Source organism: Pseudomonas tehranensis, from assembly GCF_014268615.1.
In the GTDB taxonomy this organism is placed as follows: Bacteria; Pseudomonadota; Gammaproteobacteria; order Pseudomonadales; family Pseudomonadaceae; genus Aquipseudomonas; species Aquipseudomonas tehranensis.
Genome location: NZ_JABWQV010000310.1, coordinates 1 through 5,088, shown reverse-complemented (window position 1 = coordinate 5,088; position 5,088 = coordinate 1). Strand labels below are relative to the sequence as shown.

The 5,088-nt window shown below is 62.5% G+C and carries 4 protein-coding genes; all 4 read left to right on the top strand.

What is annotated here, in order from left to right; translation table 11 throughout:
- Positions 1–120: 120 nt before the first annotated feature.
- From HU811_RS24690 to HU811_RS24675, 4 genes are read left to right on the top strand one after another with little or no spacing between them, the layout of a single operon-like run.
- Positions 121–1,710, top strand: coding sequence for an efflux transporter outer membrane subunit (locus tag HU811_RS24690; RefSeq protein ID WP_367616247.1), 1,590 nt, complete (start codon positions 121–123; stop codon positions 1,708–1,710).
- Positions 1,711–1,721: 11 nt separating this feature from the next.
- Positions 1,722–3,914, top strand: coding sequence for an FUSC family protein (locus HU811_RS24685; protein WP_186658601.1), 2,193 nt, complete (start codon positions 1,722–1,724; stop codon positions 3,912–3,914).
- Entirely contained in the window at positions 3,904–4,104 is a 201-nt protein-coding gene (locus HU811_RS24680) for a DUF1656 domain-containing protein (protein ID WP_024617598.1), read from the top strand. Before HU811_RS24685 ends, HU811_RS24680 begins: the two co-directional genes overlap by 11 nt.
- Before the next feature lie 10 nt (positions 4,105–4,114).
- Positions 4,115–4,972: an efflux RND transporter periplasmic adaptor subunit gene (locus HU811_RS24675; protein WP_186658599.1), complete on the top strand. Its 858-nt coding sequence runs from the start codon at positions 4,115–4,117 to the stop codon at positions 4,970–4,972.
- Positions 4,973–5,088 lie beyond the last annotated feature (116 nt).

Here is a 5,088-nt window from a genome sequence, read left to right as displayed (position 1 = left end):
GAGCGGGCTTGCTCGCGAAAGCGGTGTGCCTGCCACCGACGATGTTGGAACGTCAGTCCGTCTTCGCGAGCAAGCCCGCTCCCACAGGATTTCGATTTTCTCTCCTAGGATTTTGCGCAAGTGCCGCGTTGCATCAGCAGAGAGCTGAAGACTCTCAGTGTTTGGCTTTTAACGTTCACCATCAGCGGTTGCATCGGCACGGGAGGGATTGCGCCGCAAGGCCAGGCATTGTCGGCCAATCAACTGGCCACCGATGAAGCGATCCGCGAGGCTGCCCGCGATGCTCACTGGCCCACCCGCCAGTGGTGGAATGCCTATGGCGACCGGCAACTGGATCGCTGGATCAAGTTGGCCGTACAGGGCAGCCCGAGCCTGGCCCTGGCCGCCGCCCGCGTGCGCCAGGCCAAGGCCATGGCCGGTGTCGTCGAGGCTGCCGAGTCGCTACAGATCAATGGTCAGGCGACTCTCAAGCGTCACAACTGGCCCTCCGATCAGTTCTATGGCCCTGGCGAGTTGGCCGACACCACCACTTGGGACAATAACGCGGGCCTGGGCTTGAGCTATGTCCTGGACCTGTGGGGCCGCGAGCGCAACGCCAGTGAGCGGGCCGTCGATCTGGCTCATGTCCGCGTGGCCGAGGCGCGGCAGGCGCAGTTGGAGTTGCAGAACAACATCGTGCGCGCCTATATCCAGTTCGCGTTGCACTACGCCCAGCGCGATATCGTCGTGGCGACCCTCCATCAACAGGAGCAGATTCTCGAACTGGCGCAAAAGCGTCTGGACGGCGGCATCGGCACCCATTTCGAAGTCAGCCAGGCCCAGGCGCCGTTGCCCGAGACCCATCGGCAACTCGACGCCCTCGACGAAGCTATTGCCTTGAGCCGTAATCAATTGGCGGCGCTGGCAGGTAAAGGGCCTGGCGAAGGGGCGCGGCTGCAGCGCCCGACCCTGGCGCTCGGTGCGCCCTTGAAGCTGCCGTCGGCATTGCCCGCCGAACTGCTCGGCCAGCGTCCGGACGTGGTGGCCGGGCGTTGGCAAGTGGCCGCTCAGGCGCGGGGTATCGATGTCGCGCGTGCCGGGTTTTATCCCAATGTCGACCTGGTGGGCAGTATCGGCTACATGGCGACCGGTGGCGGGGCGCTGGAATTCTTGACCGGCAAGAAGCTCACCTACAGCGTCGGACCGGCCATCACGCTGCCGATTTTCGATGGCGGGCGCCTGCGCTCACAATTGGGGGAGGCGGCGGCCGGTTATGACATTGCCGTGGCCCACTACAACCAGACGCTGGTCGATGCGCTCAAGAATATTTCCGATCAGTTGATCCGCCGCGAGTCCATGGACAAGCAACACGTCTTTGCTGCTGCGTCGGTGGCCGCCGCCCAGCGCACCTACGACATCGCGATGGTTGCGTTCCAGCGCGGGCTCACTGACTACCTCAACGTGCTCAACGCCCAAAGCCTGTTGTTCAAGCAGCAACAGGTGCAACAGCAAGTGGAGGCGGCGCGCTTGAGTGTTCATGCCGACCTGGTGACGGCGCTGGGAGGTGGCCTGGACGGTGTAGGAGCTGTCGAGTGCAACGAGGCTGCGATCTTTCCCCAGACACTTGAGTCCCCAACGAAAAGATCAAAAGATCGCAGCCTTCGACAGCTCCTACGCAGCGCCTACAAGGCGCAACCCAAGCGCGAGCAAGCTCCCTCGCCACGATGCTGAGTCTTTTTCCTGTGAAGTCTTTACTCGCCCCCGCACGCTGGCTCTACCGCCTCGAATGGCGCCGTGGTTTCTTTGAATGGGCCCGCAGCGATGGGGTGACCTGGGTCTATATCTTCAAAGTCCTGTTCGCCGCGTTTCTGACGTTGTGGCTGGCGATGCGTCTGGAACTGCCGCAACCGCGCACGGCCATGATCACGGTGTTTATCGTCATGCAGCCCCAGAGCGGCCAGGTGTTCGCCAAGAGTTTCTATCGCTTGCTTGGCACCCTGGCGGGCTCGGCGGTGATGGTGGCGCTGATTGCCTTGTTCGCCCAGAGCACTGAGTTGTTTTTGGGCAGTCTGGCGATCTGGGTCGGCGTCTGTTCAGCGGGCGCGGCGCGTTATCGCAACTTCAGGGCCTATGGTTTTGTGCTGGCCGGCTACACCGCAGCCATGATCGGCCTGCCGGCCCTGGCTCACCCGGAAGGCGCGTTCATGGCGGCAGTGTGGCGTGTGCTGGAGATTTCCCTGGGGATTCTCTGCGCCACCCTGATCAGCGCCGCGATCCTGCCGCAAACCGCCAGCGCCGCCATGCGCAACGCCCTGTACCAACGCTTTGGCGTGTTTGCCCTGTTCGTCACCGATGGCTTGCGGGGCCGCAGCAAACGCGAGGCATTCGAGGCGCATAACGTGGGTTTCATTGCCGAAGCCGTGGGCCTGGAAAGCCTGCGCAGCGTGACGGTGTTCGAAGACCCGCACATGCGTCGGCGCAACGGTCGGCTCAGCCGCTTGAACAGCGAGTTCATGGGCATCACCACCCGCTTCAACGCTTTGCACCAGTTGCTTGAGCGTTTGCGCAGCCGCCGGGCCGAACAGGTGGTGAACGCCATCAAACCGGGTTTTCAAACGTTGGCCGAGTTGCTGGACGGTTTTAGCGCCCGCGCCCTGACCGATAGAGATGCCGCGCGCTTGGCGGCGCAGTTGGCAACCTATAAAGCCGATTTGCCGGCACAGGTCCGCAGGCTGCGTGGGGTGTTCGAAGAAACAGATCCGAGCGAAGCAGAGCGGCTGGATTTCCACACCGCCTACGAGCTGCTATATCGCTTCGTCGATGACTTGCACGGCTACGCCCAGACCCATGCGTCGCTAGCCGATCATCGCCACGAACGCGAGCAATGGGATGAGCCTTTCATGCCGCAGACCAACGGTCTGGCGGCTGCGGCGTCGGGGTTTCGGGCAGCGTTCATCCTGCTGGTGCTGGGCAGCTATTGGGTCGCCACGGCCTGGCCGAGTGGCGCGACCATGACGATGATTGCCGCCGCTACGGTGGGCTTGTCGGCCGCCACGCCCAACCCCAAACGCATGGCGTTCCAGATGGCGTGTGGCACGCTGTTCGGGGCCTTGATCGGTTTCGTCGAGATGTTTTTCATCTTCCCGCTGATCGACGGCTTCCCCTTGCTCTGCGTGATGTTGGCACCGGTGATCATGTTGGGCTCGTTCCTCAGTTCGCGACCGCAATACGCTGGGGGCGGGCTGGGGCTGCTGATCTTTTTCTGCACCGGCTCGGTGCCCGACAACCTGACGGTCTACAACCCCTACACCTTCATCAATGACTACCTCGCGATGATCCTTGGCATGCTGGTATGCGCTGCTGCCGGGGCAATCATCCTGCCGCCCAACAGTCGTTGGTTGTGGCGCCGGCTCGAACAAGACCTGCGCGAGCAGGTGGTGTTTGCTATCAGCGGCCGGCTCAAGGGCTTGGCGTCGGGCTTTGAAAGTCGCACCCGGGATCTGCTGCATCAGGCTTATGGACTGGCCGCGGGGCAGCCTCGGGTACAGCGGGATCTGTTGCGCTGGATGTTTGTGGTACTGGAGATTGGCCATGCAATTATCGAATTGCGCAAGGAACAGGCGATCTTGCCCGTGCATCCGGCCTATGCCCCAAGCCAGCCATGGCGCCAGGCGATCCGCGTAATGGGGCGGGCGCTGGTGCGGCTGTTCCGCCAGCCCGGCCAGAGCAATCTGGAGCGCGCCCTGTTGGCGGTCGACCATGCCATCAGCCGCGTACAGGCCAGTGACGAACCCTTCGCCCCGCACTTCGACACCTCGGCCCTGCGCCGGGTGAAAAGCTACCTGCATTTCATCCGTACCTCGCTTTTGGACCGGCAATCGCCATTGGCAGCCTACGCCACGCCGCTGCCCCAGGAACCCGCACATGCCTCGTGAAATCGCCTTCCATGGCGTGTACATGCCCACCATGACCCTGATGTTTTTCATCGCCGCCGCCCTGGCCTGGGCGCTGGACCGTTTTCTGTCGGGGCTGGACCTGTACCGCTTCTTCTGGCACCCGGCGCTGCTGCGCCTGAGTCTGTTTACCTGCCTGTTTGGCGCGCTGGCGCTGACGGTCTACCGTTGAGATCAATGCGATGAAAAAGTTTTTCAGCCTGCTTGCGACGCTGTTGGTGCTGGCCCTTGCCCTGTGGATCTGCCGGGTGTTGTGGGTGCATTACATGAACACGCCGTGGACCCGTGATGGTCGGGTACGCGCCGATATCATCAACGTCGCCGCCGACGTCAGTGGCGAGGTGGTCGAGGTGCCGGTGCGTGATAACCAGTTGGTAAAAAAGGGCGACCTGCTGATGCGCATCGACCCCGAGCATTACCGCATTGCGGTGAAACAGGCTCGCTCTTTGGTGGCCTCGCGTAAGGCGACCTGGGAAATGCGCAAGCTCAACGCCCATCGGCGTGCCGACCTGGACAGCCTGGTGATCTCCCGGGAAAACCGTGACGACGCCAGTAACATTGCCGACTCGGCCCTGGCCGATTACCAACACGCCCAGGCGCAACTGGAGGCAGCCGAGCTGAACCTCTCGCGTACCCAAGTCCGCGCGGCGGTGGACGGCTACGTCACCAACCTCAACGTGCATCGCGGCGACTACGCGCGCATCGGCGAGGCGAAGATGGCTGTGGTGGACATGCATTCGTTCTGGGTCTACGGCTATTTCGAAGAAACCAAATTGCCCAAGGTGCGGGTTGGCGATTCGGCGCAGCTACAACTGATGAGTGGTGAAGTGCTCAAGGGCCATGTGCAAAGCATCTCCCGGGGCATCTACGACCGCGACAACCCGGCAAGCCGCGAACTGATCGCCGACGTCAACCCGACCTTCAACTGGGTACGCCTGGCCCAGCGGGTGCCGGTGCGGATCCATATCGACGAAGTGCCGGATGGCGTGCTGCTGGCGGCGGGGATGACCTGTACGGTGGTGGTCGAACCGCAGGGTTAGCACATTATTTGTGGAAGGGGGTAGACGCACATTCAGCACCAAGCCCCTGTGGGAGCGGTGGGTATGAGTTCCATGTTCGCCCCAAATCCCTGTGGCGAGGGGATTTATCCCCGCTG

Coding starts and splice junctions, on each gene's coding strand:
- HU811_RS24680 (WP_024617598.1), top strand. CDS start 3,904: ATGCCTCGTGAAATCGCCTTCCATGGCGTGTACATGCCCACCATGACC.
- HU811_RS24675 (WP_186658599.1), top strand. CDS start 4,115: ATGAAAAAGTTTTTCAGCCTGCTTGCGACGCTGTTGGTGCTGGCCCTT.